Raw genomic sequence first — 25,646 nt, 5'->3', positions numbered from 1 at the left:
TGAGAACGAGTAGCTAAAAACTAATTAATATTATTAAAAGCCAGATATTATGGCAAATCATCCAAAAAAATTAATAAAATAACTTATAAAGATAATGAGCAAAAAATCAACTATGCCAGAAATTTCTGTTAAAAGTACTAAGGAGCAAATTTTAACTGCCTATAATGAGGTATTAGCTAAGTTAAATGATAAACAGCTAGCTACCCCTCAAGAACAGAAAAAACAGCAAGAGAAACAAGAGTTAGTAAACAAGGTCAGCACTGATTCATCTGATAGTATATTAACTGAATTAAGTAGCTTAAAGTCTAAAACTATCAAACAGATTGATAATTTATCAGAACAATTATTGAGCGAATTTGAAAAATTGGCTAATTTGCGAGAAGCTATTGTTTTGGAGCAACAACATTTGCAGGAATTATACCAAATTAATGAAACAGCAAATAGTTTGTCAGCTTTATTACAAGCACAAGCTGAGCAAAAAGAGCGTTTTGAGCAGGAGATGAGTCAAAGAAAACAAGATTTTGAACAAGATATAAATAGTCAGAAATTGCATTGGCAACAACAACGAGCAGCACTTGAACAAGACTATAAGGAACAGAAAGAATTGCTTAGCAAAACTAGAAAACGTGAGGAAGAAGAATATAATTATACTTTAGAGTTAAAACGTCGTAAGGAACTTGATGAGTATAATAATAAACGCATTTTAATTGAAAAAGAGTTGTCAGAGTTAAAAGATAATTTACTAAAACGAGAAGCTGATTTGGCCACCAAAGAACAAGAATATGTTTCATTAAAAATGCAAGTAGATGGTATGGCAGATAAGATAAAAGAAGCAGTCTATACTGCCGAAGAATTATTACGTAACCAATTATTACAACAATATGATTTTGAAAAGCAACTAACACAAAAAGAATATAATGGCATACTACAGCTAAAGGAGCAAAGCATTATCTATCTTGAAGATAAAATCAAGAAGCAGGAAAATACTATCCAAGAGCTAACTGCCAAAGCTGATAATGCAACGCAACAAGTACAATCTATAGCGTGCCGAGCCCTAGATACTTCAGGCCAACGCTTCGTAAGCTTAGCTACTAATAAACAGGAAGAAAAGGGCTAATCATGTGTAGAAGTTTAGATTTAATAGATACATGAGCTACCACACTAAGATTATGTGTAATAGTTGAGAGGAGCTGTTGAAAAAGTACTTTTACTAAAAAAGTCTATACAAAAATTACTGTTTTTATATAAAAATGCATTCAAAAACACATAAACTTTTATAAAAGGCGTAATTGTTAGCAGTATTTTTATAAAAAAATAAACAGTGGAAAAATAGTTTTGGACTTTTTCAACAGCCCCTCTTGACTTCTACAATGTAAATAGACTCAAATAGTAACAATATCTGATATAAAAAGGTCTGTATCATAAAATAATCAGAACTCTACAGAATTTTCCCTAGGTCTTGAATGCTCTCCAAAAAAGATGATTTTAGGATATCAGAGTTTTAGCGTTTATGCTTTTAATTTGCGTCGTAAGTATTTTCCAAACTACCGGTATATGTCGGTATTAGTTGATAACTCGGACTTCTCTGAACAAAGCTAAATGACCATGTTCATGCATTTTCAACACATCATTACAACACTTAGAAAGTTTGATCCTAACTTTAATGAATCTGAGATTAATAGTGCTATTACTTTTAGCCTAAAGTGTTCTAATAATAACATATCTTGGGAAATAGCAGAAATAATTACATCTATATATCCTGATAGCAATTCAGTTATTGCAGCTTTACGATTTTTCATTACAGAAAATAATAACCTAAAGTCAATAAAAATTGAATATTCTTTCAGTAAAGAAATATTTGACATATTTTATGCATTAACTAAATTATTTAAAATTCATAATATACATTCTGATGTTACATCACAAAAGACTATTCGGTTATTGTCATCATTAGATTCAAATATAAAAATTAAAGTATTATTAATCAGATTTGCTTACTTATTACATAAAATAATATTTAATTCAAATATATCACATATAGAATATGTTTGGATTAGTAAAGAGATTAGCAAGATTTATGTACCTTTATTTAAAGAAATCAAAGTAGAAAAAATTAAAGTAGCATTACAAAATGCTTGTTTTAAGAACTTACAACCAAGACTATATAAAACTATTATTTCTTTTTTGGATAGAGAATACCTGCATTATGAATTAGTTGCTCAAATAATTAATGCATTGCATAATATTTTACCTGCTACAAATATAGAATATACCATATCTGGAAGGATTAAGTCTCCTTATTCTATTGCAAAAAAGATAGTACATAAATCTAGTACCATACAGCAGTTATATGATATTATTGGTATTAGGATAATAGTAGAGAAGGAACAAGAATGTTATGATATATTAGGTACTATCCATAAACATTATGTCTACATTCCAGAACGATATAAGAATTTAATTAAATTTCCTAGGAAGAATGGATATCAATCACTACATACAGTAATAATAAGCAAAGATTTACGAAAGGTAGAAGTACAAATACGTACTAAAATTATGCATTATATTGCTGAATATGGTACTGCATCACATTCGCAATATAAAATGGGATTAATAAATATATCTAATATTGCTTATAATATATTAAATAGATTAATATTAGATATATTAAACCAATTAACCATAATACCAATATTACATACTAGAATTAATAATAGTGATACAGTTTATGTACAATTGTTAACCAATGAAGTATCCGGGAATGTACTAACACAACAATTATTAAACATAAATTTAGAAAATAAGACATTTGTTAATGACAAAGTGTTAGGTATAATAGATGAGTGGAACGATAACCTGCCTTTGCATTATGCTGCTACATCAAGACAGTCTAGAGTAAGTACCCCAATGAATGCAATATTCATTCATCCATTAAAATCATTAGATTTAGATATAGAACAGGAAAGTAATAATGCAAATGATAGTGGAATAGTAGAAAGTAACTTCGATGAAGAAGATTATACAACATTTAATCCAAGACAGTCTAGGGTAAGTACCCCAGTGAATGCAATATTCATTCATCCATTAGAACCATTAGATTTAGATATAGAACAGGAAAGTAATAATGCAAATGATAGTGGAATAGTAGAAAGTAACTTCGATGAAGAAGATTATACAACATTTAATCCAAGACAGTCTAGGGTAAGTACCCCAGTGAATGCAATATTCATTCATCCATTAGAACCATTAGATTTAGATATAGAACAGGAAAGTAATAATGCAAATGATAGTGGAATAGTAGAAAGTAACTTCGATGAAGAAGATTATACAACATTTAATCCAAGACAGTCTAGGGTAAGTACCCCAGTGAATGCAATATTCATTCATCCATTAGAACCATTAGATTTAGATATAGAACAGGAAAGTAATAATGCAAATGATAGTGGAATAGTAGAAAGTAACTTCGATGAAGAAGATTATACAACATTTAATCCAAGACAGTCTAGGGTAAGTACCCCAGTGAATGCAATATTCATTCATCCATTAGAACCATTAGATTTAGATATAGAACAGGAAAGTAATAATGCAAATGATAGTGGAATAGTAGAAAGTAACTTCGATGAAGAAGATTATACAACATTTAATCCAAGACAGTCTAGGGTAAGTACCCCAGTGAATGCAATATTCATTCATCCATTAGAACCATTAGATTTAGATATAGAACAGGAAAGTAATAATGCAAATGATAGTGGAATAGTAGAAAGTAACTTCGATGAAGAAGATTATACAACATTTAATCCAAGACAGTCTAGGGTAAGTACCCCAGTGAATGCAATATTCATTCATCCATTAGAACCATTAGATTTAGATATAGAACAGGAAAGTAATAATGCAAATGATAGTGGAATAGTAGAAAGTAACTTCGATGAAGAAGATTTAATACATCATTTCCAGTCTAATGATTATCAAGATAATCAAGATGCTCAATATGTAGTTAGTTTATTAGGAAATGACCTTTAAAAGTTAGTAAAAAGTTATAAGTTCTATGGGCACCGTCAAGTTAACTTGACCCCGGAGTCTTTTGCAATGATTGTGTAAATTTGAGCAGGTCCTATATATTTAATATAATAAAAATATAGGTAACAGAAATGCAATTAGAAAAGAATAAAAAAATAAATGAAGCAATAGACTTATTAATAGAAGGAGGAGCAGACCTAAAGAGAGTACTTGGTCAAGATGGATTAATCAAAGAGCTAAGCAAGGGTATTCTGGAGAGGGCATTAAAAGCTGAGATGTCTGAACATTTAGGATATAGTAAGTACGGTAGGAAAGAGAGTGAGAATGCTAGGAATGGTAGTTTAAGTAAAAATGTAACCACAGAGAATGGAGCTATAGAGTTAAATATTCCACGAGATAGAACTGGTAAATTTGAACCAATGATTGTAGGTAAGAAGCAGACTAGAATTGATGGTTTAGATCAGAAGATAATATCACTATATGCTAAAGGAATGAGTTTATCTGATATACGTATTCAGCTACAAGAGTTATACGGTACAGACATTAGTGAAAGTTTAATTAGTAGGATTACAGATGAAGTAATTGATGAGGTTAGAAGAGAACGTTCATAGAACTGTGTCAAACTAGAAACCGCTTCCAAAATTCAGCCTATTGGGAAAGTAAATATCTAGCTGGGAAATTGTCAGTGCCCAATTTGATACTGGCATGTTCCATTTAGCTGTTATCTGTTTGAAAATACTATAAGTAAGTAGAACAGAACCTATTTAAAATAATAAGATTTTAAATAGGTAATTGAAAATTCAAGGACTAAGTAGAACAAAACCTATAAATTTTCTGCCCAAATTTCATTGGGGGTTTTATAACCAAAAATCTTTCTTGGCATGTTATTTAAAATCTCAGCAATATTGTCAAGACCTCTTTGTGTAACGGTTGTAATATCTGTATTTTTAGGTAAAATTCTATGAATCATAGAATTCATTTTCTCCACTAGTGCTTTTTGTCTAGGGCGATATGGATCACAAAAGAAAGTTTGAAACCCAGATAGTCTATAAGCAAGATGCCCTACAAACTCTTTGCCATTATCCATAGTAATAGTCTTTCTAACACTACTTGGCAGCGTTTTGATCTTTTTTAAAAACCCAGTGGTAACTGTTTTAGCTCTTTTGGAGTTATTCAGCACTAAAATAATCTTTTGACTCTTTTTATCCACCAGCACACCGATATTCATACTTTGATTACCTTTATGAAATGTAAGATCTGCCTCAAAATGCCCTACTTCTAGCTTTTGCATTGCTATTGCATCACGCTGATGTATTGAGATCCTTTGTGGTATAATGATCCTTTGATGCCTTGTCCCCCTTTCTTGCCTTTTATATCTTTTAGACGGTAAATAGCTATATAACTTTAATTTAGCTGCAACTGGAGAAGTGTAGACAAATCTATATATACTTTCTGTACTGATACAACAAGCTGTATTTTTGTCCAGTTTTAACTTTCCGGCTATAGCATCCGGTGACCATTTCTTGTGAATCATAGCATTTTTGATATAATTTAACAAAATAGGTAACTTCTCTATTTTTAATAACTCTTGCTGATGCATCCTTTTTTTATATTGTTCCTGAGCAACACAAGGCATATACTTACCTTTTACTTTATTTCTTTTTAGCTCCATACTAATAGTGCTTTTAGACCTCGTAAGATGTTGTGCTATCTTGTTAATACTGACTCCTAGGTCATACATTCTTTTTATTTCATATCTCTCTTCGCGAGATAAGTGTCTATATTTTCTGTTCATCATTACCTATTTAAAATCTTATTATTTTAAATAAGTTTTGTTCTACTTACTTATAGTATTTTCAAATGATGAACAGAAAATATAGACACTTATCTCGAGAAGAGAGATATGAGATAAAAAGAATGTATGACCTAGGAGTCAGTATTAATAAGATAGCACAACATCTTACGAGGTCTAAAAGCGCTATTAGTATGGAGCTAAAAAGAAATAAGGTAAAAGATAAGTATATGCCTTGTGTTGCTCAGGAAAAATATGAAAACAGGATGTATCAGCAAGAGTTATTAAAAATAGAAAAGAACCCTATGTTGTTAGATTATATTAAAAATGCTATGATTCGCAAGAAATGGTCGCCGGATGCTATAGCCGGAAAGTTAAAACTAGACAAAAATACAGCTTTGTGTATCAGTACAGAAAGTATATATAGATTTGTTTACACTTCTGCAGTAGCAGCTAAATTAAAGTTATATAGCTATTTACCTTCTAAAAGATATAAAAGGCAAGAAAGAGGGAAGAGGCGTCAAAGGATCATTATACCACAAAGGATCTCAATACATCAGCGTGATGCAATAGCTACGAAAAAGGTAGAAGTAGGGAATTTTGAGGCAGATCTTACATTTCATAAAGGTAATCAAAGTATGAATATTGGTGCACTGGTGGATAAAAAGACAAAACTTACGCTATGTTTGATATAATGCCCATGAATTAAGGGATATTATGAAGTGCTTCACTATAAAACATTGCTGTGTAATAAGAGTTTTTAGCATATTTGCTATAACATAGCGTAAGTTTTGAAGAGTCAAAAGATTATTTTAGTGCTGAATAACTCCAAGAGAGCTACAACAGTTACCAATGGTTTTTTAAGAAAGATAAAAACTCTTCCAAATAGTGTGAGAAAGACTATTACTATGGATAATGGCAAAGAGTTTGTGGGGCATGTTGCCTATAGACTATCTGGGTTTCAAACTTTCTTTTGTGATCCATACCGCCCTAGACAAAAAGCATTAGTGGAAAAAATGAATTCTATGATTCATAGAATTTTACCTAAAAATACAGATATTACTACCGTTACACAAAGAGGTCTTGACAATGTTGCTGAGATTTTAAATAACATGCCAAGAAAGATTTTTGGTTATAAAACCCCCAATGAAATTTGGGCAGAAAATTTATAGGTTTTGTTCTACTTAGTCCTTGCATTTTCAGACCTCTGTATTACAATTACCTTCAAATATTACAGGAGCAATAAGATTACCATTACAAAGACCAGCTATCATACTTATTCTAAATTTATGTTGATACACCTTTTCTTCATAACACCTTTGTCCTATAATGCTCCATCCATACTCTTTGCAAGCATTATCCTCTATTCCAGATTCATCAAGATATACTAATTTGTCTTTTGTAATGGTTTGTATCTTTGCTATAAATTCATTTCTTAATTTAATATCTCTTTTCGGATGAAAATGAGTTTTTTTATAGCTATAGGCAAGTTTTCTGATTTGTCTTAACAAAACTTACGCTATGTTTGATATAATGTCCATGAATTAAGGGATATTATGAAGTGCTTCACTATAAAACATTGCTGTGTAATAAGAGTTTTTAGCATATTTGCTATAACATAGCGTAAGTTTTGTTAAAATAGTCAAAACTTACGCTATGAGTAAAAAAGTGATAAATTATTGTAAAAATAATTAAACATGTCAAAGAGGATAAAGTTGCAAGCAATACCAATTAATAGGACAGATTATTGTCAATTTTTAATAGTTAGCCAAAAGAATTATAGTTTAACCTACTACGCTGAACATGCAAAGAAATGTAGTCATGATGTTATTAATAGATTTTTAAGGAATGAAAAATATACACCTTCTTTGTTATGGGAACACATCAAGAATGATGTTATTTTTTCATCTAATGGATATACAATATTTGATGATACGGTTTTAAATAAAAGGAATACGAAGCAAATAGAAATTGCAAGATCGCAGTACAGTGGAGCTACAGGTAGAGTTACTAAAGGTATAGGAGTAGTGAGTCTGGTATATTATAACCCTGATATTAATAAGTTTTGGGTAATAGATTATCGAATTTTTGCACCTGATCATGATGGAGCAACAAAACTAGAACACCTATTAAACATGTTAAATAATGCTGTTTATAGCAAGAAGATTCCTTTTCAAACAGTACTTTTTGACACATGGTATTCTACACACAAAATTATGCAACATGTTGACTCTCTGGGGAAATATTATTATGCCCCTATTAAAGCCAATAGAAACGTTAGTAAAACGCACGATTCTAAACCTTATAAAGCTGTAAAAGAGTTGACATTTTCAGATGAAGAGATCAGGCATGGAGTAGAGATTCATATAAAAGGCTTTGCTAAAAATAAGCATGTTAATTTGTTTAAATTTACTGTTCCTACCAACAGAGTTGAGTATGTTGTTACCAATAACAAAACTCACAAATCTTCTAAAGCTGCACAAGATGAGTGTGGCTTTCGATGGGTAATTGAGAGCATGCACAGAGAAATTAAGCAACTTACTGGGATAGAACGTTGTCAATGCAGGAAACAGCGTATTCAACGTAATCATATTAGTTGGGCATTTTTAGTTTGGGCATTTCTCAAAAGGACTGCAAATACAATCGGTAAAACGGTTTACCAAATAAAGTTAGGGCTTTTAGATGACTATATGCAACAACAGCTGCGTTCTCCATCTTTACGATATTTAGAACCAAACATAGCGTAAGTTTTGTAGTTACAGATGCAATATTACCCCATTGCTTTGCTAACTCCTTTGATGTTTTATTCATATTAGCTTTAAAAAATTCTTTAAAAGATTCTGAATCTTTTATCTTATGACTATGTCCTTTCTGATAACCAGTTGCTGCTTCTAAAGTACCTTGCTTATCTTTTAATTTTTTCCATTTATATATAGTATCACGACTTACATTAAATAATTTACTTACCTTACTTATTCGTATCCCTGCTTCTACAGCTTTTATAACTCTTAGTCTTAGTTCTATTGCATATGCTCGTGCCATATCTCTTTATATGCTTGTTAATATTTGCTTACTATAACATGATACTCTCGCTCTGTCAGTACCTTAATGACTTATGCTATATTTTAGTAAACGCTCTAGTTAATGATAAAATTTCTCTCTCTAAAGTTCTAGTTAAGTCTTCTCTACTAAAAGGAATATCATATGCATAATCTTCGTCTTCTTCAGCCACATTATTTAAAAGATGCTCATCTATTTCGTTAGATAAATATTCAATTTCATTATCAAAAATATTATCGTCAGTATTTAATCTTTCTTCTTCAGAAATAGAAGCGTTGAAAAAATGCTTTAACGGCGTATTTAAAATTTTTGCTAAAACATATAATCTACTTACTGGTATAGTACTTATTCCCTCTTCATATTTTTTTATTTGAATAGCACTAATGTCTAAGGTTTCGCCGAGTTCTTTTTGACTAAGACCTATTGCAATACGACGTTGCTTTAAGCGTTCACTTGCGATTTTATCTATGTGTTTTATTGTATTCATAATTAATAATAGGCTTAATATTAAAAATTGGTTATTACAAAGTATATTCAACTTTAAATATACATTATACACATAGCACGTATTTAATCAAGCAACTTTATTAAAAATTTAATATAATTAAACTAACTCCTCGATTTAATAAGCTTTTTATCTAATAAATAGTTAACTAAAAATATAAAAAATACGATTAGTATAATAGTAATATTTCCGAATTTCGAAAAAATTGTAGGAGAATTTAGTTTTTTAGGAATTAAACCATCAATATAATTTGTTTCATTTAAATCTAATTTTTTTATTACCCTACCAAGAGGGTCTATTATTGCAGAAATACCATTATTTGCCACTCTAATCATCGGCAAACCGTTTTCTACAGCTCTACTTCTGCTAATATAAAAATGTTGATATGGTCCGCTAGATTTTCCATACCATGCATCATTTGTAACGTTAATTATTACATCAGCTGTTTCATTATTTGTTCGGACAAAATCAGGGAAAATAGATTCGTAGCAAATCAAAGGTTTTATTTTTAGGTTGTATTTGTCAAGATAGACAAGTCCGCCATTCCCTTCAGTATAATCAACAAAACCATGAGTTAGCTTTTTAAAAGGTAGTATTTTTTTAAATGGCATATATTCACCAAAAGGCACTAGATGAGATTTATGATATTCAAATAACTTATTGCCGTTTTTTTCAAGAGCATACATAGCAGTATAGAGTTCAAAATGCTCTCCTCGTTTTTTATTATCGGATATCCCACCTGTAATCAAAGTAGCATCTACCGAATTTAGCAGCCCTAACAACTCTGATTTAACTGCCGGTATTTCATAAGGCACTACTAAAGCAGCTTCCGACCAAATAACTAAGTCAACAGGTTGTGGATTTTCTGATAAATTAATGTGCAGCATTAAATTATGCCAAAATTCTTCCTCATCCCATTTCTCGGTTTGAGGGATTGATGGTTGTACTAAACGGACTTTTATATCAGTAAAATTTGTAGGATGATTATATAGCCTTATATTGCCGAAAGTAATTATCACGGCTAGGGTTATGCTTGAAGTCAGTAATAAAACTTTTAACTGATCAAACTGTTTGGTAAAAAATGGATAAAAAGCAGTGGAAATATAGATTACTATAAAACTAAGCCCATATATTCCAATTATATTTAAAGGTTGGATTAAAATATCCGAGAATGAAAAAGCATAACCTATTAAATTCAAAGGAAGACCGGTAAATATCCACGATCTTACCCACTCAAATAACACCCAATATAAGCAAAATATAAAATGATAATATTTGTTATTTCTAACAAAAAAACTAAACACACAACTTACAGATATGAAAAAAGCTAAAATTATAGGTAAGCCAAATAATGCGAAAGGAATAGCCCACCAGAAATCTGATATATAAACGCTAACGCCGATGCTAATCCAATATATGCCACTTAAAAAATGCCCAAAACCGAATATGTATCCAAGCTTTGCTGCCTCTTGCCAATCTTTAGAGTTTTGTACCAAATAGCAAAGATAAGATAAGGTTAATAATGCAGGTAATAGAAAAGTTGGAGCAAAAACTAAGCCGCTTAATAGACCTAATAATAAACAGCTAATCTTCGGTTTATACATTTTTTTATCAAAATTATTTTATTTACAAAATAATACATCATGCTATCATCCAGGCAAGTTATATTTAGGTATACTCGTTGAACTTGAAAAATTGGCTGCGTCGTCTTATAAGATCTGCGGTACTCACGTATTAAGTAACGGCTTCCGTTCCTCGCCTTATAGACCGATTACTCTTTTCCACGTTGAACTTCGTCTACTTGATGTTTTATATTTATACAGGAGTATTATGACTACAGGATTATTACAGGGGAAAAGGGGTATAATTACCGGTATTGCAAATAATATGTCTATATCATGGGCGATAGCACAGCTTGCTCATAAACATGGTGCTGAGCTTTGCTTTACTTATCAATCAGAAATCTTAGAAAAAAGAGTTAAACCTCTTGCTGAAGAAGTTGGTTGCAATTTTGTTAGCGAGCTTGATGTTACAAATCCAGAATCAATTACTAATTTATTTACTGAAGTAAAAGAAAAATGGGGAAGTTTTGACTTCTTACTGCACGGCATGGCTTTTTCCGATAGAAATGAACTTAAAGGACGTTATATAGATACTAGCCTTAGCAATTTCAATAATAGTTTGCATATATCATGCTATTCTTTAGTTGAGCTTGCAAGAGAAGCTGAAAAGTTAATGAATGATGGTGGAAGTATAGTAACATTAAGCTATTACGGTGCTGAGAAAGTTATACCAAATTACAACGTTATGGGCGTAGCTAAGGCGGCATTAGAGGCGAGTGTTAGATATTTAGCAAATGATATGGGTGAAAATAATATCCGTGTAAATGCTATTTCAGCAGGTCCTATTAAAACTCTTTCAGGTAGCGTTATTGGTGACTTTAATACTATGCTTAAATCTTATGCGGCAACTGCTCCGCTAAGACGCAATACTCTTCAGCAAGACGTGGCAGGATCTGCTGTATATTTATTTAGTGAACTTGCCTCTGGTGTTACGGGCGAAATTCATTATGTAGATTGCGGCTATAATGTTATGGGTAGCAATAAGATAGTGGGTTAGTTGCCACTCCGTGGTGGCGTGGATTAAGAATTGTCATTGCGAAAAAAGGCTCTGTCCAAATAAGTGTGGGAATTTCTCAAAGGTTATATAAAAATATAATATAACAAAAGGAGAAATTATATGCGCCAAAAACAAAATGAAGCAATGAATCAAGCGATAGATTTATTAATAAATAATGATACAGATATATCAACATTACTTAAAGAGGATGGTTTATTAAAGCAATTAACCAAATGGCTTGTAGAGAAGGCATTGCAGTCAGAGATGAATAATCACTTAGGATATGATAAATATTGTCATACTGATAGTGATAATGTTCGTAATGGTAAGAATGTAAAGAATCTAGTAACAAATAATGGAGTTATAGAGATTGAGGTTCCAAGGGATAGAAGTAGTACATTTGAACCTGCATTAATTCCAAAGCGTCAAAGATGTATTGAAGGATTTGATGATAAAATAATATCGTTATACGCTAAAGGAATGAGCTTATCTGATATTAAGATTCAAATGCAAGAATTGTATGGAGCTGACGTTAGCGAAAGTTTGATAAGTCAAATTACTGATGATGTAATTGAGGATGTCAAGATATGGCAAAGCCGACCATTGGATCGAGTATATGCTATAGTATTTTTTGACTGTTTAGTAGTAAAAGTACGTCAAGATAAACGAATTATCAATAAGTCTGTATATGTAGCATTAGGTATTGATTTATCTGGCAGGAAGGATATTTTAGGATTGTGGATCAGTGAAAATGAAGGAGCAAAATTTTGGCTTGGTAATTTTACTGAGATGAAGAACAGAGGTATGCAAGACATGCTTATTGCTTGCAGTGATAATTTAACCGGTATGTCTGAGGCGATAGAGGCAGTTTTTCCGAAAACCGAACATCAATTATGTATTGTACATCAGATTAGAAATAGTTTAAAATATGTATCATATAAAGACCGAAAAGAATTAGCGGCTGAATAAAAGTAATCCCCGCCGCAAGCAGCGGGGTATTTTAGAAGAAAGCTAGCTGATGATCCTCATGCAGTTTCTGATATTCCTTGCCTTGGTTTTTTACGTATTTTCCTATCATATTCTCATTTCCATGCTTACCTACCGTACTCGTAAAATATCCATCAGTCCAAAATTCTCCACCCCATAATTGTTTCTTTACCTGTGGACACTGTCTAAATATTTGACGAGCTGTAACACTTTTAATTGTTGTTACTATTTTTGTTACGCTATAGGTTGGTACAGATTGTACCAAAAAATGGACATGATCTTCATCAACCCCTATTTCTAAAAATTTTATTTGATATCTCTTTTCTATCTCTAAACATATTTCTCGTAATACTTGATCAACTGATACGTCAAACACTGCTCGGCGATATTTTGCTGGAAATACCATGTGATACAGCAGTACCGTAACATTATGACTTTTATGTATATATTTGCTCATTCCGCCATATTACGCCGCAAGCGGCGGGGAATATACCCAAAAGAGATTTAAAGCCTATTTATACTGCTAGCACAGAGGAAGAAGCACATCTTGCTTTAGAATCTTTTGAAGCTAAATGGAGTAAACAGTATCCACAAATTGCTAAATCTTGGTATGTTCATTGGGAAAATTTAATGGTTTTTCTAGGATACCCTGAGGCGATAAGGAAAGTAATATACACAACAAATAGTGTAGAATCTGTCAATAGCCAATTACGTAAGGTTACCAAGAATAAACGGGTTTTTCCAAATGATAATGCCGTTTTTAAGACCTTATATTTGGCAATTGTCATTGTCAATTAAAAAGGGACCAGTAAATTGCACGAAAAAGGAACCACTATATTTAAAAATTTTTATGCCATATTACCTCCAGATTTATAGTTATTAATACGATAACTTTTACCTTTTATGTTTAGTATATGAGCATGATGTACCACTCGATCAATAATTGCATGAGTTAATACTTCATCAGCAAATATTTCATTCCATTTTTCAAAATCCTTGTTTGTGGTAATAATGGTAGATTTATTTTCATATCGTTTAGCAATAATATTAAAAAAGTCTTCTACTGAATGTTTTGGCAATTGCTTAAACCCGAGCTCATCAAGAATTAATAAATCAAACGATAGGAGTAATTTAACCTTTTTGTGATAACTATTATCTGCTCTTGCAATATGTAAATTATAAAGCATATCCGATACCGTAGTAAAATATACAGAGTATTCTCGTGTTAAAGCTTTTAATGCTAGCCCAATGGCAAGATGAGTTTTCCCAGTTCCTGAATCACCTATGAATATTACATTTCCCTTAGTATTAATATAATCACAAGTTGATAAATCACTTATTACTTTGGCATCAACACTTGGTTGGAAATTAAAATCAAAGTCTTCTAAATTTTTAGTTACCGGCAATTTAGCAGCACTTTTACGGCGACGGTAATTATTATCCTTACGGTTAGATTTTTCATCTTCACATAATAGTGATAGAAATTCTTTAAATCCTAGTTTATTATTTTGAGCATAAATAATCCTTTCATTTAAACTATTGACTATACCTGATAATCTAAAGCTTCGTAGGTCATTAAATAAGTTCTGCATTATTACCTCCAAACTCTGGTAATGGTAAGTTTACTGCATTACTATTTAAAATATTCTTAATTTTAGAGTAAGAACTTATACCATAATGTAGTGCTCTATGACAGGCTTTATCTATTAAGTCATCATTGTAAACCTTACGTAAAGAAATGATACCTCGTGCACAACGTTGCCAATCATTCACTCTTGTTTGTTGTAATGATTCTAATAATAAACTGCAATTATTCCCTATCTGCTGCATTTGTTGTTGATAATGTTCACTATATTCTATAAAACCTGGGCATAGACGTTTGTATTTAGCATAATGAGACGGATTAGTGGTAAATATCCCCTTGCCCTCTGTTCTAACGTGTCTTGCTATTAAATCATTTTGTATAGAAAATATTTGAACAAGTTTTGGGGACAATTGTACCATTACCTCACTGTATATATATTTTGCTGGTACAGAGTAATAATTATTATCTATGGTAATATGACAATCTTTTGCTACTTTTCGATTATGCCAAGATGACAAATCAAAAGTTTCTAATGGTAAAGGAATCAAACTACTTCTTTCCTCTTGCTCAAACAGTTCTCTAGGTATTCTCTTAGTAGTACCATGTATTCGGCTATTGGCCTTATTTAACCAATTTGCAAGACCATTTGTTAATTCTTCATATCTATCAAATTTACGACCAGCAAAAAAATTATTTTTAACGTATTTTATTCCCGACTCAACTTTGCCTTTTTCTTGCGGTTGATACACTCGACAAGGAGAAAGTAAAATTCCATAATGATCGGCTAAGCACTTATATTCCTTCTGATATACTGGCTCATAAAAATTGGCATCTACTACTCCAGCTTTAAGATTATCAAGTTTTATTACTTTTGGACTACCAGCAAAATAATTAAATGCATTGATATGACATTGAATCCATGTTTGACAACTTTGATCAAACACTACTTCATAATAATCAAGGCGACTATAGCTTAAACGCATATTAAATACATATGCTTTAACTCTACGCCCTTTAGAATTATACTGTAAGCCTATGTCACCAAAATCTACTTGTGCTTCCTCTCCTGCTAAAGTATGAAAACGAATGCAACTGTTATCCTTAATTTTATATTTTTTGATATAACGGGTCAAAGAAGTATAACTGCTTGTATAACCTTGATTTTTTAACTCCTCAAAAATTCTTATGTAACTCAGATTTTTTTCTAATAACTCAATTATTTTTTCGTGCCAAAAATCCAAAACTGAAGATCGTTCATAGATTGCTGGGGATTCTGTACCAGCCTCTACATAGCGGTTTATTATTTTTCGTACTGTTTTGCGGTCTGTTCTTGTTAGTTTGGCAATATTCCTTTGACTATTGCCTTGTTTATAAAGGGTGATAATTGTTGTATACATATTTATTCTTATCATTGTATCACTAGATATTTACTTGCTTAATTATCTAGTGAATATTGCACATTAACCTTATTAGGTCACACCAACTTCTCTGGTCCCTTTTTCGTGCAATTTACTGGTCCCTTTTATTTTAGCAATGACAGGACTGCAAATACAATCGGTAAAACGGTTTACCAAATAAAGTTAAGGCTTTTAGATGACTATATGCAACAACAGCTGCGTTCTCCATCTTTACGATATTTAGAACCAAACATAGCGTAAGTTTTGATTATTATGCTCCTATTAAAGCCAATAGAAACGTTAGTAAAACACATGATTCTAAACCTTATAAAGCTGTAAAAGAGTTGACATTTTCAGATGAAGAGATCAGGCATGGAGTAGAGATTCATATAAAAGGCTTTGCTAAAAATAAGCATGTTAATTTGTTTAAATTTACTGTTTCTACCAACAGAGTTGAGTATGTTGTTACCAATAACAAAACTCACAAATCTTCTAAAGCTGCACAAGATGAGTGTGGCTTTCGATGGGTAATTGAGAGCATGCACAGAGAAATTAAGCAACTTACTGGGATAGAACGTTGTCAATGCAGGAAACAGCGTATTCAACGTAATCATATTAGTTGGGCATTTTTAGTTTGGGCATTTCTCAAAAGGACTGCAAATACAATCGGTAAAACGGTTTACCAAATAAAGTTAGGGCTTTTAGATGACTATATGCAACAACAGCTGCGTTCTCCATCTTTACGATATTTAGAACCAAACATAGCGTAAGTTTTGTATATACTTTCTGTACTGATACAACAAGCTGTATTTTTGTCCAGTTTTAACTTTCCGGCTATAGCATCCGGTGACCATTTCTTGTGAATCATAGCATTTTTGATATAATTTAACAAAATAGGTAACTTCTCTATTTTTAATAACTCTTGCTGATGCATCCTTTTTTTATATTGTTCCTGAGCAACACAAGGCATATACTTACCTTTTACTTTATTTCTTTTTAGCTCCATACTAATAGTGCTTTTAGACCTCGTAAGATGTTGTGCTATCTTGTTAATACTGACTCCTAGGTCATACATTCTTTTTATTTCATATCTCTCTTCTCGAGATAAGTGTCTATATTTTCTGTTCATCATTACCTATTTAAAATCTTATTATTTTAAATAAGTTTTGTTCTACTTACTTATAGTATTTTCAATTAACAGATGTACTTGTATCGGTAAGAGTAGCAGCAAACGACATAGCTGCATCATTAGTATTCTGTGCTAAAAGGATATTGTTATATGCTTGTTTAGCATTATCAGTATTATTTGGATTTAAGAATGTTACAAGGTTATGACGTATAACTGGATTACCATTACCGCTAATATCATTATTAAGTATATTTTCTATATTATCGATATTAATGGTACGTGTTACTAATGTTTCATTATCACCGCTTAAACCATAAATTACATAACGATTAGTTCCAACTACATTAGGATCAATGTCATCATTATCAGCACTAATCTCACCTTGGATTAAAGTATAGGTTCTTGTACCGATAAAGTCTATACTCGCATTATCTTGTACCTTAATGGTTTTCAATCCTGCAACCTTAACTTCTGCTGCACCACTGATAACGATATTACCCATAACTTCATCTGATGTCCAAGTAGTAGAAATAGTTGTATCATTCCCCCATGTCGAAGTACCATCAGTAAATCCTAAAACATTTGCACCAAGATTGATTTCACCGTTAACATTTACGATACCATCTATAGCTACATCAGCACTACCCGAAACTTGTAATGCTGCTAAAGCATTATCAGGATTAGGATTACCTTTTAACGTTACAAGAATACCCTTAGTATTAACAATTGTAATGTACCTGTATCACCCGCAGCATTACCTTGGATATAATCTGCAATATAATCATTGGCAATTTGTAAGGTAGAATTGCCACCAATTGTAGTAGCACCATTAGAAATAACATCATCTGTGAATTTAACAGTAGTATTATTAGTTAATGTTATACTGTTAAATTTATTAGCATCTGTACCAACAGTACCGCTTACTATACTTGTTCCGCCACCATTAAAGTTAAAGGAACCAGTGTCAACACCTGCAGTGGTAATTTTAGTAGCATATAAGTTAACACCTTGACCAACGTTAAGAATAGTATCTGTATTAGTACCAGCTGGAGCAGCAAAATTAATTTCTGCAAGTGGGTTATCTGCACTACCCAAATTTGTACCAGCTACAAGATTTGTATTGTCAGCAACTACAGGTCTAAATATTATTGTACCTTGACCGCTAGCATTTGTGGTTTTGGTTATTAAATAGTTATTGTGAGCGAATAATGCTATTCCGTCATTTCCAAAAATTAAGTTACCAATAGCAGCATTACCAGCATTAAAATCAGTTGCAGATGCACCAATATTGAACTGTCCAAGTCTTACAGATGTTGAATAATTACCGATATCACCCTTAATAACTAAACCTTGCCCACTTGCTAAACCACTGGCATCTATAGAACCTTGCTGGTCGTTAGTTACAGCTATATTACTATTAATTTCTATATCACTTGCACTAGTTAGAGTTAATTGCTCATTAGCTCTAAAAGTTATAGCACTACCATTAGCTAATAATTGAATATTATTACCGCCAAATGTTAAGTTATTACTATTTAAATCAATAGCTTTAAGATTCGTAATATTACCATTAAGAGTTACACCTTTTGCATTAAGGGTAATAGTACCATTAACGCCTCCACTACTAATAAAAGTAACATCTGAAGTAAAGCCATCTGTTTCAATTGAAACATTAGAATTTGTATTAGAAAAATTTATGTTTAATAAACCAACATAACTACCAACTTCACCAGCAACAGCAAAATTTCCAGCAGCAACTCCATTAGGTCCTAAAATAAGATTAGAGGCTTCATTCATCATCATGATAGTTAATTGCTTACTACCTACAACCCCTGCAACTCCAACAGTATTACCAGCAGTAGCAGTTCCTATTTGTAAAATGGGGTTAATGCCATTATTATTGATAGTTACAGTATTATTAACATTACCTATTATCGTATTGCCTGTTGCACTATATAAAAGGGAATCACCATTCCCAACAGCAACAGCAGGAAGCCAATCTGCTCCAGTACCAAAACTTGCTGTTGGAACATTAACAGTTTTTTGAACACCAGCTACCCATAGCAGAACTTGAGGCAGCTGCGATAAAAGCTGCAGTAGAAATTGTTTTTATCAACCTTTTTGAAATTAATCTTTTTAGAAAATTTGTTTTTTGAGCCATGATTTTTTCCTATTTCTTAAGTTAAAATTTAGTATTTGGAATTAAACAAAAAAGCTTATTTTCTACTCAGAAAGAACTAAAGCTTGTTAAGAAACTCCTCTAAACTACTGATTAACTATATTATAGGTAATAATCAATTACAAAGAAGCGGTATATTTTATTAATAAAGTTTTAACTAATGTAATATTTTTACCACGAAATTTAACTTAATAAATTATTAAACTTTATTGTTGTTAATAAAGCTTTCAGAGGTAAAATTTATGATATTTTTTGTGGTTTTGGAGATGGGAAAAAGTTATTGCGAGAAAAATGATAATGATATATACTGCTAATAAATAAATTAAATTTGTATTCTAGATGGGAACCGCTTTCCATCTAGAATACTCATTATTACAAACTTCTTTCAAAAGGAGTATGTTAATACTACTTTTGAAAGAAAAGAAGTATATATCTATTCTTGGCTAAATATTAATAACTTAGCACCACTTTCCCATTTTAGCATTTCATCATATCTAGTATGCCAAACACGCATAATTTCTTTTTCATATTCTATAATTTGCTCTTTTAGACCTTTAAAGCTTTCTACCATTTGTCTAGCTCTATATAATATTGTATCATTAGCAATATCAAAAACTTTTTGCAAATGCTTATCTTGTTCTGCTTTATAATTTAAATGGGCTGCTCTACCAAGTTCGGCATCTCTATCCATTTCTTCGCTTCTTATTTGTATTTCGAAGTTACGTTTAGAGTATTGAAGCTGCATTATACTATGAATAGATTGATAACCATTATTTTTCGGTCTACAAATATAATCTTTGGTGTGCAATAATGATAGATGTGGGGAATCCTTTATTATATCAAGAGTGTTATAGCATTGATCCTTAGACTTAACAATAATTCTGCATGCAATTAAATCTTTCAATTCATGAACCGCCACCTTTTTTCTTTTCATTTTTTTAAGAACAGAGTAAGGTTCTTTAAGACGCATAAATATCTTGTTCTCTATGTCGGCTTTATGCAAGTCCTCTTTAATTATATTAATTATATCGCAAATCAAGCACTTTTCTCCCACTTACTAAATAAAATATAAAAGAATTTCTTAATTTCAATTTTTAGTAAATAGCTTATAATGCTTTCAAACTAAAGTTATAAGGCTATCATACCTAAATATTAAGAAAACTATTGAAATTAATTCTTTAACTAAAAATTAAAAAACATATTAATATTAAAAACAAGTTTTTTCAATATATTGTTTAATTAAATTAAACTTAGATTAATAAAATAGTTTCCTTAAAGCAACTTATACATGTTAGTTTATAGTAAATCAGTAAATTTATCTATCGATACTTCTTGTACACTTCCTAAAACTTCTACCATATTTTCATACTTCCCAGTACATTCTAGTACTATATTCACCCCTGCGTTCAATACATTTGTAGTAATATCTGCCATACTACCGCTTAAAGCTTTCATATCTATTGCATCGGAAATAATAAGACTTTTATAGCCGATTTCATTTCTAATATATTTAATAACTTTTGATGATAATGTAGCAGGATTATCAGGGTCAATGCACTCATAAACTATATGTGCTGTCATAGCAAGCTTCACTTGATCAAAAGAGGTAAGTTCTTTAAACACCTTAACTTAAAGTCGGTTTTTTCTAGCTCTTCTAAACTATTACTTACTTTTGGCAATTCTTTATGGCTATCAGCTTTAGCTCTACCATGCCCTGGCAAATGTTTTATACAACCTTGCACCTTTTCTTGCTGCAAACCTTCCAAAGCTGCTATACATAAAGGCATAACTATTTCAGGTTCTGCACCGAAACTTCTATTACCTATAACATCATGAGCTTCTTTATGGGTTATATCGCCTACCGGTGCAAAATCTAAATTAATACCAAGAGCTTTTAGTTCTTTACCTATATTGCTGTAATTTTGTTTACATTTTTCTATTGCCACTTCTAACCCTTGATCTTTTGCTAAGTCACCGAAATCTTTAGCAGGAGGGGCATCATAAAAAGTTGGTTTTGTAAGCCTTTGTACTCTACCACCCTCTTGATCTATAGCAATAATAGAATTTTCCCCTAATATTTCTTTTATATCAGCGATAAGCTGAGCAAGAACTTCTTTATTTTGCTCACCTTTATCATTCTTCTCAATATTTCTTGCAAACAAAATTATTCCCAAAGGAGAATGGTCTTTTAATAACTTTCTTTCGTCATCAGTTAATCTAATATTTGAGATACCTATAATTACAGGTTTTACAGCTTTTCTTAAAGTCATAATTACTTCAATATAATATTAAATTTGTAATACTATACACACGATTTAAAATTATCAGCAAGGATTTTTTTATTTGGAGGGATAAATTATTGAAATTAATAAGTAATATATCTATTTTATCATTAATATTAACATCTGGAAATAAATTAGGAATATTTTTATCGATATTTAAATGATTTTGAAATAATTCAAAATCATTCGCAGTATAATATTTTCTATTTTTTATTTTGTAATTAGATAAGCCTAAAATTTTTGTTTCTAAATACCTTAACTGATATAAAGCAATATTTAAAAGCTTTGTTATTTCACTAGCTGAATAATATTTTTTTTAGTCATTTTCATTAATTAAAGCTTTTAACTTAGAAGATGGGACAAAACGTAATATATTTTTCGGCTCTATAGTGATTTGAGATTTGGTATGAAAATTTATTCCAGGACGAGAATTTTTATGCTTAACTTCAAAACTACCAAAGTTCTTTAAAGTTAATTTCTGCTCTTTTGCGATCTCTAAAATATTAGAAAAAACTGCATTAACTATCTCTTCGCATAAGCTTTTTGAAAAGCCTAATTCAGCGTTTAACATAAAAGCAATTTTTTCTTTAGTAATAGTCATAGCATACGAATCAATTATATGAGTGTAATTTAACTTATAGCATGCTTAACTTATTAAAGTCAAATATATGTAATTAGCTGGTTTCTATGCCATTCCTGCGTAAGGATTATTTCTCACTGTCACCCCCCGTGGCTTGTCCACGGGGTCCAACTAGAAATACATTAATTATGATGTTGCTTTTTCTTCTTTGTGTTCATTAATATTTTTATTTAACGCATCTAATTTATCAATAATAGCTTGACGCATTTTCTCTTGTTGCTTAGTACCAGCTTTTTTATATTCTTCGATTTTTTCATTAGTATCATCTAAAGCTTTTTGTAACTCTTTACCTTTTTCGTCTTTTATTTCTGCAATAGTTTGTGACATTTGATCATAAGTATCACTTAAAGTTTGATTAAACTTTTCGCTACCATCTTTTGCTAAATCTTTTAAATTTTCTTTTAGTTCTTCTAATTTTTGAGCAATTGTTTTTGTTTGTTCTTGAGCTACTTCTTGTGCTTGTGTTTCATTTTTTGTAGCATCATCAGCAAAAGCATTAGGTGTTAATAATAATGTAGCAGCAGTTGCAAATGTTACTAAAATTCTTTTCATGATATTCTCCGATCATTAATGTTATTATTTATATTGTATAGTTCAAATTTCTTACTATTTTTTTGAAAATAGTTAACAAAAATTAAACTTAAATATTTTGTATTTACATAATAAATAATCCGATAAAAAAAGCAATATGATAAAAAATAATTTTAAAAATATATATTTTAATATAAGATGATTAGCTATGTTAGATCCTCTGAACTTAATAATTAAATATGGAAATTTTATGACATTAGAAATAGGGAAAAAAGCTCATGATTTCTCTTTACATATAGGTAAAGAGAAAGTAATTAAATTATCTGATTTAAAAGGTAAATTTGTGGTGCTATATTTTTACCCAAAAGATGACACACCGGGATGTACTTTAGAAGCACAAGATTTCAATAAGTTAAAACCAGAATTCGATAAGCTTAACGCAGTAATTATTGGAGTTTCAAAAGATAAGCTTAACTCTCATGATAAGTTTAAAGAAAAATATTGCTTAGAATTCAATTTAGCTTCAGATGCAAATTCAAATTTATGCGAACAATATGAGGTATGGGTAGAAAAATCAATGTTTGGTAAAAAATATATGGGTATAGATAGAGCAACTTTCTTACTTGATAAGGAAAGTGTTGTTAGGCATATTTGGCGTTCTGTCAACGCTAAAGGACATGCTCAGGAAGTATTAAACAAACTGAAATCATTGCAATAAACTAGGATTAGTTAACTAGACCCCATGAATAAATCGCGGGGTAACATTATAATTAATCAATTTCACTTACTTACCCCCGCGGTTCGTCTAAATGATTTTTTTCATAATTTTCATGCCGCATTTGTGCTTCAATACATAATGTAGCTATTGGTCGTGCTTCTAATCTTTTTATACCTATCGGATCGCCTGTTTCTTCACAATAACCATATTCACCGTCTTCAATACGCTTTAATGCTTGTTCTATTTTTTCACATAACTTACGATATCTGTCTCTAGTACGAAGTGCGAAAGCAGTTTCTGTTTCAGTAGTAGCACGATCATTAGGATCTGATTCATTCCAATTTTCTTCTTTTAGATGATTTAAAGTTTCTTGAGATTCACTTAGTAAAGAACTTTTCCACTTTAAAAGTTTTTGCCTAAAATATTCTAAGTGATTTATACACATATATTCTTCGTCTTTAGACGGCTTATATTCTTCAGGCAATGTAGTAATTTTAAACATATTAGTACCTATACTTTAAGGTTTTAAATTAATATAATATATAACTTAAAATTAACGCAAGTAGATTGTTAATATCAAATAACATTTTATTTTTTGATTGGATGTGCGGTAACATATGCCGTTTCTAAATGCTTTATACTTGTTTTTGTATAGCTTTGTGTAGTTGATAAACTTTTATGTCCTAACAGCTCTTGAATAGAGCGTAAATCTGCCCCATTTTCTAGTAAATGCGAGGCAAAACTATGCCTAAATGAATGAGCACTTAAATGCTCAGGTAAACCATAAAACCGTTTCAACTTAATTAACTCACGGTTAAATACAGGAGGTTGCAATTTCTTACCTTGCTTCCCTCTAAATATTGGTTCATCATCTTTCAATTCATATGGTAATTTTTCTAAATATTCTGTGATCAAATTTCTAGCAATAGCAAGCCAAGGAATTACCCTCTCTTTACCTCCTTTACCCATTATTTTTATAAATTCTAAATTTTGTAAATGAAGCTTTGTAATCGATAACGCTTCAGATATCCTTAAACCTGAAGCATATATGAGAACAAGTAATGCTTTATTTCTAACTTCTATCCACCGACTATTTCCATATTCTTCAATATGATCAAGTGATATATTTACCTCTTCTTCAGATAAGGCTTTTGTCAGTAGTTTACTTTTTTTGGGAGATTTAATAGAAAAAACCACATGATTATGTAATTCAGCCGTCTTTTCTAAAAATTTATAAAAATTCTTTATGGCAGATAAACCACGGGCAATTGATGAAGTAACAAAATTATCACATTTTCTTTTAGCAAGCCAACTTCGCATCAATCTTATATCTGCTGCCTTAATATAATCCATTGTGACGATATCCGAATTATAATAATTTATGAACTCAAGAAAATGTTTAAGATCATTATTATAGGAAATCAGGGTATGATTAGAGTAATTTTTTTGCAAGCTGAGGTATTTTTGCCACTTAATTATTAATTCTTGTGTTTGTATATCTAACATTTATAAAGCTTAATTAATTTTAATATTAACTTACCATCTAACAATTATTGACTCATAATTTTATAAATGTTAGCATGGACTAATGGGTTAAGGGTTCTTAACAAATCCACAAAACACACAGTCACTTATATTTTACAAAGTTTAATTTATTTTTAGGAGAAAAATAATGTTAAATAATACACAATTTTTAGATTTTATGAAATCTTATATGAATCCTGAACTTTATATGAGTTCTTTAAAAAATATGCCTAATATAGATTTTTCATCTGCCACCGGAACAATGCAAAGAGCTTTAAATATTTTAGTAACAACAAATCAAATAGCTACTGAAAGCATGCAAAATTTGCTTAAGAAAAACTCTGAAATGGTACAACATAATGTTAACACCATTGTGAATTCTACTAAAGAAGCAATGGGTTCTAATGATTTCAAGCAAGCTAGCGATTGTCATCAGAAATGTTTCAAATCTATTTATGAAACATCTATGAATAATGCTAAAGAAATTGCAAATATTGCTTACGAAACTTCAGCAAAAATATTAGAAGCAGTAAACAAAAATATTGCAGAAAATGTACATCACGCTTCTTCTAATATGCAGAATATGGCACAGCAAGCACAAAAAAACGTATTTAATAAAAAGCCTGCTTAGATTTTAATCTACATGTCATTCCCGCGTAGGCGGAAATGACATAAAAACCA

At 30.9% G+C, this 25,646-nt stretch carries 28 protein-coding genes and 4 pseudogenes; 13 read left to right on the top strand and 19 right to left on the bottom strand.

Annotated features, from left to right (window positions below; translation table 11 throughout):
- The first annotated feature begins 94 nt into the window (after window positions 1-94).
- From AAGD55_RS02170 to AAGD55_RS02160, 3 genes are all read left to right on the top strand, one after another.
- Window positions 95-1,117 (top strand): hypothetical protein, encoded by a 1,023-nt coding sequence (locus tag AAGD55_RS02170; protein WP_341791969.1) that lies wholly within the window; start codon window positions 95-97, stop codon window positions 1,115-1,117.
- Between the two features lie 494 nt (window positions 1,118-1,611).
- A complete protein-coding gene (locus tag AAGD55_RS02165) occupies window positions 1,612-4,020 on the top strand; it encodes a hypothetical protein (RefSeq protein ID WP_341791968.1) in 2,409 nt (802 codons plus the stop codon).
- 128 nt (window positions 4,021-4,148) lie between these two features.
- Window positions 4,149-4,628: a transposase gene (locus tag AAGD55_RS02160; RefSeq protein WP_341791967.1), complete on the top strand. Its 480-nt coding sequence runs from the start codon at window positions 4,149-4,151 to the stop codon at window positions 4,626-4,628.
- A 212-nt stretch (window positions 4,629-4,840) separates the two neighbouring features.
- Here the strand turns inward: AAGD55_RS02160 and AAGD55_RS02155 are convergent, their stop codons facing one another.
- Window positions 4,841-5,815, bottom strand: a complete 975-nt coding sequence (locus tag AAGD55_RS02155; protein ID WP_341791000.1) for an IS30 family transposase — start codon at window positions 5,813-5,815, stop codon at window positions 4,841-4,843.
- A gap of 62 nt (window positions 5,816-5,877) precedes the next feature.
- Here AAGD55_RS02155 and AAGD55_RS12305 point away from each other — a divergent pair.
- Window positions 5,878-6,981: pseudogene (locus tag AAGD55_RS12305) on the top strand (IS30 family transposase).
- Between the two features lie 30 nt (window positions 6,982-7,011).
- On the opposite strand, the pseudogene AAGD55_RS02140 reads toward AAGD55_RS12305, so the two are convergent.
- Window positions 7,012-7,299: pseudogene (locus AAGD55_RS02140) on the bottom strand (transposase); the annotation flags it as partial.
- A 207-nt stretch (window positions 7,300-7,506) separates the two neighbouring features.
- Between AAGD55_RS02140 and AAGD55_RS02135 the strand changes: the two are divergent.
- A pseudogene (locus AAGD55_RS02135) lies at window positions 7,507-8,364 on the top strand (transposase); the annotation flags it as partial.
- Between the two features lie 67 nt (window positions 8,365-8,431).
- Here the strand turns inward: AAGD55_RS02135 and AAGD55_RS02130 are convergent.
- The 3 genes from AAGD55_RS02130 to lnt all read right to left on the bottom strand — a co-directional run bounded on the left by AAGD55_RS02130 (window position 8,432) and on the right by lnt (window position 10,978).
- The gene (locus AAGD55_RS02130; RefSeq protein WP_341791964.1) at window positions 8,432-8,851 is read right to left on the bottom strand and encodes an IS630 transposase-related protein; all 420 of its coding nucleotides are present in this window, start codon (window positions 8,849-8,851) and stop codon (window positions 8,432-8,434) included.
- Between the two features lie 76 nt (window positions 8,852-8,927).
- Window positions 8,928-9,356 carry a helix-turn-helix transcriptional regulator gene (locus AAGD55_RS02125; protein WP_341791963.1) on the bottom strand — a complete coding sequence of 143 codons (429 nt, stop codon included), beginning with the start codon at window positions 9,354-9,356 and terminating at the stop codon, window positions 8,928-8,930.
- Window positions 9,357-9,478: 122 nt separating this feature from the next.
- Complete coding sequence (lnt, locus tag AAGD55_RS02120) at window positions 9,479-10,978, bottom strand: apolipoprotein N-acyltransferase (protein ID WP_341791962.1); 1,500 nt, start codon at window positions 10,976-10,978, stop codon at window positions 9,479-9,481.
- 226 nt (window positions 10,979-11,204) lie between these two features.
- Here lnt and fabI point away from each other — a divergent pair, with 226 nt between their 5' ends.
- The gene (gene fabI, locus AAGD55_RS02115; protein WP_341791961.1) at window positions 11,205-11,993 is read left to right on the top strand and encodes an enoyl-ACP reductase FabI; all 789 of its coding nucleotides are present in this window, start codon (window positions 11,205-11,207) and stop codon (window positions 11,991-11,993) included.
- A 120-nt stretch (window positions 11,994-12,113) separates the two neighbouring features.
- Complete coding sequence (locus AAGD55_RS02110) at window positions 12,114-12,962, top strand: IS256 family transposase (protein WP_341791960.1); 849 nt, start codon at window positions 12,114-12,116, stop codon at window positions 12,960-12,962.
- Between the two features lie 31 nt (window positions 12,963-12,993).
- On the opposite strand, the gene tnpA is transcribed toward AAGD55_RS02110, so the two are convergent.
- Entirely contained in the window at window positions 12,994-13,437 is a 444-nt protein-coding gene (gene tnpA / locus AAGD55_RS02105; protein ID WP_341790826.1) for an IS200/IS605 family transposase, read from the bottom strand.
- Between tnpA and AAGD55_RS02100 the strand changes: the two genes are divergently transcribed.
- Window positions 13,428-13,778, top strand: a complete 351-nt coding sequence (locus AAGD55_RS02100) for a transposase (RefSeq protein WP_341792498.1) — start codon at window positions 13,428-13,430, stop codon at window positions 13,776-13,778. The two genes, tnpA and AAGD55_RS02100, sit on opposite strands and share 10 nt — an antisense overlap.
- Window positions 13,779-13,828: 50 nt before the next feature.
- Here the strand turns inward: AAGD55_RS02100 and istB are convergent, their stop codons facing one another.
- Both istB and istA read right to left on the bottom strand, forming a co-directional pair.
- The gene (gene istB, locus AAGD55_RS02095; protein ID WP_341790851.1) at window positions 13,829-14,572 is read right to left on the bottom strand and encodes an IS21-like element helper ATPase IstB; all 744 of its coding nucleotides are present in this window, start codon (window positions 14,570-14,572) and stop codon (window positions 13,829-13,831) included.
- Window positions 14,556-15,962 (bottom strand): IS21 family transposase, encoded by a 1,407-nt coding sequence (gene istA / locus AAGD55_RS02090; RefSeq protein WP_341790850.1) that lies wholly within the window; start codon window positions 15,960-15,962, stop codon window positions 14,556-14,558. The genes istB and istA overlap by 17 nt, the downstream gene beginning before the upstream one ends.
- 105 nt (window positions 15,963-16,067) lie before the next feature.
- On the opposite strand from istA, the gene AAGD55_RS02085 reads away from it, so the two are divergent.
- Entirely contained in the window at window positions 16,068-16,223 is a 156-nt protein-coding gene (locus tag AAGD55_RS02085; protein ID WP_341791959.1) for a hypothetical protein, read from the top strand.
- Window positions 16,190-16,732: a transposase gene (locus AAGD55_RS02080; protein ID WP_341792497.1), complete on the top strand. Its 543-nt coding sequence runs from the start codon at window positions 16,190-16,192 to the stop codon at window positions 16,730-16,732. The genes AAGD55_RS02085 and AAGD55_RS02080 overlap by 34 nt, the downstream gene beginning before the upstream one ends.
- Here the strand turns inward: AAGD55_RS02080 and AAGD55_RS02075 are convergent.
- The 3 genes from AAGD55_RS02075 to AAGD55_RS02065 form a co-directional block, all read right to left on the bottom strand.
- A complete protein-coding gene (locus AAGD55_RS02075; RefSeq protein WP_341791958.1) occupies window positions 16,672-17,094 on the bottom strand; it encodes a helix-turn-helix domain-containing protein in 423 nt (140 codons plus the stop codon). The genes AAGD55_RS02080 and AAGD55_RS02075 overlap by 61 nt on opposite strands.
- Before the next feature lie 58 nt (window positions 17,095-17,152).
- Complete coding sequence (locus tag AAGD55_RS02070; RefSeq protein ID WP_410526124.1) at window positions 17,153-17,689, bottom strand: hypothetical protein; 537 nt, start codon at window positions 17,687-17,689, stop codon at window positions 17,153-17,155.
- Window positions 17,690-17,790: 101 nt separating this feature from the next.
- Complete coding sequence (locus AAGD55_RS02065; protein WP_341791956.1) at window positions 17,791-18,891, bottom strand: hypothetical protein; 1,101 nt, start codon at window positions 18,889-18,891, stop codon at window positions 17,791-17,793.
- A 1-nt stretch (window position 18,892) separates the two neighbouring features.
- On the opposite strand from AAGD55_RS02065, the gene AAGD55_RS02060 reads away from it, so the two are divergent.
- Window positions 18,893-19,138, top strand: a complete 246-nt coding sequence (locus AAGD55_RS02060; RefSeq protein ID WP_341791955.1) for a hypothetical protein — start codon at window positions 18,893-18,895, stop codon at window positions 19,136-19,138.
- Here the strand turns inward: AAGD55_RS02060 and AAGD55_RS02055 are convergent.
- The 6 genes and pseudogenes from AAGD55_RS02055 to AAGD55_RS02030 all read right to left on the bottom strand — a co-directional run bounded on the left by AAGD55_RS02055 (window position 19,124) and on the right by AAGD55_RS02030 (window position 22,744).
- Window positions 19,124-19,252, bottom strand: a complete 129-nt coding sequence (locus AAGD55_RS02055) for a hypothetical protein (RefSeq protein WP_341791954.1) — start codon at window positions 19,250-19,252, stop codon at window positions 19,124-19,126. The genes AAGD55_RS02060 and AAGD55_RS02055 overlap by 15 nt on opposite strands.
- Window positions 19,253-19,703: 451 nt before the next feature.
- Window positions 19,704-20,309, bottom strand: a complete 606-nt coding sequence (locus AAGD55_RS02050) for a bifunctional (p)ppGpp synthetase/guanosine-3',5'-bis(diphosphate) 3'-pyrophosphohydrolase (protein ID WP_341791953.1) — start codon at window positions 20,307-20,309, stop codon at window positions 19,704-19,706.
- Between the two features lie 257 nt (window positions 20,310-20,566).
- Window positions 20,567-21,540, bottom strand: a pseudogene (gene nagZ / locus AAGD55_RS02045) (beta-N-acetylhexosaminidase).
- 7 nt (window positions 21,541-21,547) lie between these two features.
- Window positions 21,548-21,844 (bottom strand): hypothetical protein, encoded by a 297-nt coding sequence (locus tag AAGD55_RS02040; protein ID WP_341792496.1) that lies wholly within the window; start codon window positions 21,842-21,844, stop codon window positions 21,548-21,550.
- A gap of 24 nt (window positions 21,845-21,868) precedes the next feature.
- Window positions 21,869-22,153, bottom strand: coding sequence for an HU family DNA-binding protein (locus tag AAGD55_RS02035; protein ID WP_341791952.1), 285 nt, complete (start codon window positions 22,151-22,153; stop codon window positions 21,869-21,871).
- 165 nt (window positions 22,154-22,318) lie between these two features.
- On the bottom strand, window positions 22,319-22,744 hold the full coding sequence (locus tag AAGD55_RS02030) for a hypothetical protein (protein WP_341791951.1): 426 nt from the start codon (window positions 22,742-22,744) through the stop codon (window positions 22,319-22,321).
- 229 nt (window positions 22,745-22,973) lie between these two features.
- Here AAGD55_RS02030 and bcp point away from each other — a divergent pair, with 229 nt between their 5' ends.
- Window positions 22,974-23,441, top strand: coding sequence for a thioredoxin-dependent thiol peroxidase (gene bcp, locus AAGD55_RS02025; RefSeq protein WP_341791950.1), 468 nt, complete (start codon window positions 22,974-22,976; stop codon window positions 23,439-23,441).
- A gap of 70 nt (window positions 23,442-23,511) precedes the next feature.
- Here bcp and dksA read toward each other — a convergent pair whose 3' ends face one another.
- Both dksA and AAGD55_RS02015 read right to left on the bottom strand, forming a co-directional pair.
- The gene (gene dksA, locus AAGD55_RS02020) at window positions 23,512-23,943 is read right to left on the bottom strand and encodes an RNA polymerase-binding protein DksA (protein WP_341791949.1); all 432 of its coding nucleotides are present in this window, start codon (window positions 23,941-23,943) and stop codon (window positions 23,512-23,514) included.
- Window positions 23,944-24,029: 86 nt separating this feature from the next.
- On the bottom strand, window positions 24,030-24,947 hold the full coding sequence (locus AAGD55_RS02015) for a tyrosine recombinase XerC (RefSeq protein ID WP_341791948.1): 918 nt from the start codon (window positions 24,945-24,947) through the stop codon (window positions 24,030-24,032).
- A 166-nt stretch (window positions 24,948-25,113) separates the two neighbouring features.
- Between AAGD55_RS02015 and AAGD55_RS02010 the strand changes: the two genes are divergently transcribed.
- Window positions 25,114-25,596 carry a phasin family protein gene (locus AAGD55_RS02010; protein WP_341791947.1) on the top strand — a complete coding sequence of 161 codons (483 nt, stop codon included), beginning with the start codon at window positions 25,114-25,116 and terminating at the stop codon, window positions 25,594-25,596.
- Window positions 25,597-25,646 lie beyond the last annotated feature (50 nt).

This window comes from Rickettsia endosymbiont of Gonocerus acuteangulatus, from assembly GCF_964026435.1.
In the GTDB taxonomy this organism is placed as follows: domain Bacteria; phylum Pseudomonadota; class Alphaproteobacteria; order Rickettsiales; family Rickettsiaceae; genus Rickettsia.
Note: the sequence above shows the minus strand (reverse complement) of the source record. Positions and strands in the feature narration are given on the sequence as shown.

Excerpts from the sequence above, each read along its gene's own strand:
- AAGD55_RS02010 (WP_341791947.1), top strand. The coding sequence starts at position 25,114 with ATGTTAAATAATACACAATTTTTAGATTTTATGAAATCTTATATGAAT.
- istA (WP_341790850.1), bottom strand. The coding sequence starts at position 15,962 with ATGTATACAACAATTATCACCCTTTATAAACAAGGCAATAGTCAAAGG.
- bcp (WP_341791950.1), top strand. The coding sequence starts at position 22,974 with ATGACATTAGAAATAGGGAAAAAAGCTCATGATTTCTCTTTACATATA.
- lnt (WP_341791962.1), bottom strand. The coding sequence starts at position 10,978 with ATGTATAAACCGAAGATTAGCTGTTTATTATTAGGTCTATTAAGCGGC.
- AAGD55_RS02030 (WP_341791951.1), bottom strand. The coding sequence starts at position 22,744 with ATGAAAAGAATTTTAGTAACATTTGCAACTGCTGCTACATTATTATTA.
- dksA (WP_341791949.1), bottom strand. The coding sequence starts at position 23,943 with ATGTTTAAAATTACTACATTGCCTGAAGAATATAAGCCGTCTAAAGAC.
- istB (WP_341790851.1), bottom strand. The coding sequence starts at position 14,572 with ATGCAGAACTTATTTAATGACCTACGAAGCTTTAGATTATCAGGTATA.
- AAGD55_RS02055 (WP_341791954.1), bottom strand. The coding sequence starts at position 19,252 with ATGGCTCAAAAAACAAATTTTCTAAAAAGATTAATTTCAAAAAGGTTG.
- AAGD55_RS02015 (WP_341791948.1), bottom strand. The coding sequence starts at position 24,947 with ATGTTAGATATACAAACACAAGAATTAATAATTAAGTGGCAAAAATAC.
- fabI (WP_341791961.1), top strand. The coding sequence starts at position 11,205 with ATGACTACAGGATTATTACAGGGGAAAAGGGGTATAATTACCGGTATT.
- AAGD55_RS02160 (WP_341791967.1), top strand. The coding sequence starts at position 4,149 with ATGCAATTAGAAAAGAATAAAAAAATAAATGAAGCAATAGACTTATTA.
- AAGD55_RS02130 (WP_341791964.1), bottom strand. The coding sequence starts at position 8,851 with ATGGCACGAGCATATGCAATAGAACTAAGACTAAGAGTTATAAAAGCT.
- AAGD55_RS02165 (WP_341791968.1), top strand. The coding sequence starts at position 1,612 with ATGCATTTTCAACACATCATTACAACACTTAGAAAGTTTGATCCTAAC.
- AAGD55_RS02035 (WP_341791952.1), bottom strand. The coding sequence starts at position 22,153 with ATGACTATTACTAAAGAAAAAATTGCTTTTATGTTAAACGCTGAATTA.
- AAGD55_RS02060 (WP_341791955.1), top strand. The coding sequence starts at position 18,893 with ATGATAGTTAATTGCTTACTACCTACAACCCCTGCAACTCCAACAGTA.
- AAGD55_RS02125 (WP_341791963.1), bottom strand. The coding sequence starts at position 9,356 with ATGAATACAATAAAACACATAGATAAAATCGCAAGTGAACGCTTAAAG.
- AAGD55_RS02065 (WP_341791956.1), bottom strand. The coding sequence starts at position 18,891 with ATGATGAATGAAGCCTCTAATCTTATTTTAGGACCTAATGGAGTTGCT.
- tnpA (WP_341790826.1), bottom strand. The coding sequence starts at position 13,437 with ATGAGCAAATATATACATAAAAGTCATAATGTTACGGTACTGCTGTAT.
- AAGD55_RS02155 (WP_341791000.1), bottom strand. The coding sequence starts at position 5,815 with ATGATGAACAGAAAATATAGACACTTATCTCGCGAAGAGAGATATGAA.
- AAGD55_RS02170 (WP_341791969.1), top strand. The coding sequence starts at position 95 with ATGAGCAAAAAATCAACTATGCCAGAAATTTCTGTTAAAAGTACTAAG.
- AAGD55_RS02110 (WP_341791960.1), top strand. The coding sequence starts at position 12,114 with ATGCGCCAAAAACAAAATGAAGCAATGAATCAAGCGATAGATTTATTA.
- AAGD55_RS02075 (WP_341791958.1), bottom strand. The coding sequence starts at position 17,094 with ATGATGAACAGAAAATATAGACACTTATCTCGAGAAGAGAGATATGAA.